The organism is Microcystis sp. M53603_WE2 (assembly GCF_030065435.1).
The window spans coordinates 1-2,165 of sequence record NZ_JASJFF010000768.1 but is presented as its reverse complement, the minus strand read 5'-3'; the positions used below and the strand labels follow the sequence as shown (position 1 = coordinate 2,165).

The 2,165-nt window shown below is 44.9% G+C and carries 2 protein-coding genes; both read left to right on the top strand.

Annotated features, from left to right (window positions below; translation table 11 throughout):
* Positions 1-287: 287 nt before the first annotated feature.
* Positions 288-470: a YciI family protein gene (locus tag PX481_RS16560; RefSeq protein WP_288001447.1), complete on the top strand. Its 183-nt coding sequence runs from the start codon at positions 288-290 to the stop codon at positions 468-470.
* Positions 471-521: 51 nt separating this feature from the next.
* Positions 522-2,063: a bifunctional pantoate--beta-alanine ligase/(d)CMP kinase gene (locus PX481_RS16555; RefSeq protein WP_288024218.1), complete on the top strand. Its 1,542-nt coding sequence runs from the start codon at positions 522-524 to the stop codon at positions 2,061-2,063.
* The last annotated feature ends 102 nt before the right edge of the window (positions 2,064-2,165 follow it).

The window sequence follows — 2,165 nt, the reverse complement described above, 5'->3', positions numbered from 1 at the left end:
TTGCAGGTCATCCTACCGTCGGCACAGCCTATATTTTAGCCCTAGGGATCAAGGGGGGATCGGCACCCCCCTTATCAAGGGAGGTAGGGGGGATCAAAGACAAAATCTATCTTCTATTTAATCAGAACCACTTAATTATCGGAACTAAAAAGGCTTATATATATTTCGGCACGGATTCCCATTATAATAAAAAGTATAGGTCAAATCGAGGGATTTTGTCAAGTCTTTTTTGCCATTAATCTATATAATTGTCGGGCTGCTCACCCGTCATTGTCCTGAAAAAAATTATGCCCCGGTTTGTCAAACAAGCATATATGCAGCGGTTAACCGAGACAGGACAGGAGACAAAAACGAGTTATTGGATAGAAAGAGGCGATGGGATGTTATTATTTAAAACCGATTCCCTAGAAGCAGCCGAATCGATCATCGGGCAGCATCCCCTGATTGAAAATGGCTGTGTGGAGTATTAACTGCACGAATGGCGAATAGTAGTGGAATAGGCTATTAAAGGAGTGAACCCTGTGCAAATATTCACGACAATCCCCGGTTTACGCACTTTTTTGGCTGATTATCGCCCTGATCACAGTATTGCCCTCGTGCCAACCATGGGCGCTCTCCATAAAGGTCATGCTAGTCTAATTCGACGCGCAGTGACGGAAGCGGAGGTGACTGTGGTTAGTATTTTTGTTAATCCTCTACAATTTGGCCCTACAGAGGATTTTTCTCGCTATCCCCGCACCTTTGAAAGCGATCGCCAACTGTGTGAATCCTTGGGAGTTGCTGCTATTTTTGCTCCCAGTGCGGAAACTTTAGGAATTGGTGATTCTGAGGAGATAACCGCAGTTGTTCCCCCGATTTCTCTGACTAGCGGGTTATGTGGTGCTTTTCGTCCGGGACATTTTCAGGGAGTAGCCACAATTGTCACGCGGTTGTTTAATATTATTGCACCGACGATCGCCTATTTTGGCGAAAAGGATGCCCAACAGTTAGCGATTATCCGGCAATTAGTCAGAGATTTAAATTTAGCGATCGAGATTCGCGCTTGTGCTACAGTGCGAGAAACATCGGGATTAGCCGTTAGTTCTCGCAATCAGTATCTATCGGCCACAGAAAGGGAAAAAGCGACAATTATCGCCCAAAGTTTGCAATTAGCTCTCGAAAGTTTTCGTTTAGGGGAAAGACAAAGGGAAAAACTACTGGCTATTGTGCAAAAAAATCTCGACAGAGTAGCAGAATTTCGCTGTCAGTATCTGGATTTAGTCCATCCCCAGAGTTTACAACCGATCGAGCAGATCGAGACAGGGGGACTGTTAGCGATCGCAGGATCGATCGGTCAAACCCGTTTAATTGATAATATTATCTTGCGTCAACGTCGGGCAGTTATCGCTATTGATGGGCCTGCTGGAGCGGGAAAATCGACGGTAACGCGCTTAGTAGCGGAAAAATTGGGGTTAACCTATCTCGATACCGGTGCGATGTATCGCGCAGTGACATGGTTAGTGGTGAATTCCGGTCTGGATTTGTCCGCAGAAGCGGCCATCGCCGAGTTATTATCTTTAGCGAAGATAGCAATAATCCCCGCCGATAGTCCCGAAAATGTGACTATAGTGAAGATTAATGGGCAGGATGTGACTTTAGAGATTCGCTCTCCCGCAATTACCGCGCAAGTGTCCAGAATTGCCGCTCAAAAAGCGGTGCGACAGCAGTTAGTCACCCTGCAAAGACAGCTGGGAATGTCGGGGGGAATAGTTGTGGAAGGTCGAGATATTGGTACTAATGTTTTTCCAGAAGCGGAATTAAAGATTTTCTTGACAGCGACACCCGAAGAAAGAGCGAGAAGGAGATTAAAAGACTTAGAAGCGCAGGGAAATGGGGGTATTAGTCTCGCAGAATTAACCCAAGAGATTGAAAAAAGGGATTATTTGGATAGTAATCGCTCCCTAGCACCCCTGCGAAAGGCCACAGATGCGATCGAAGTTAATACCGATCATCTCAGTATTACAGAAGTCACGGAAAAAATCATTGCTCTTTATCATCTTAACCAAGGTAATTTAGGGAGATAATTATGGCTCTTCGGTTTGTGTTATGCAATGGAGGGGGGTTATAAGGGATGGAACCCTTATATAGAAAGGCATTTAGCGATTTTTGTCAATTGTTTTTTATCT

Coding starts and splice junctions, on each gene's coding strand:
- PX481_RS16560 (WP_288001447.1), top strand. CDS start 288: ATGCCCCGGTTTGTCAAACAAGCATATATGCAGCGGTTAACCGAGACA.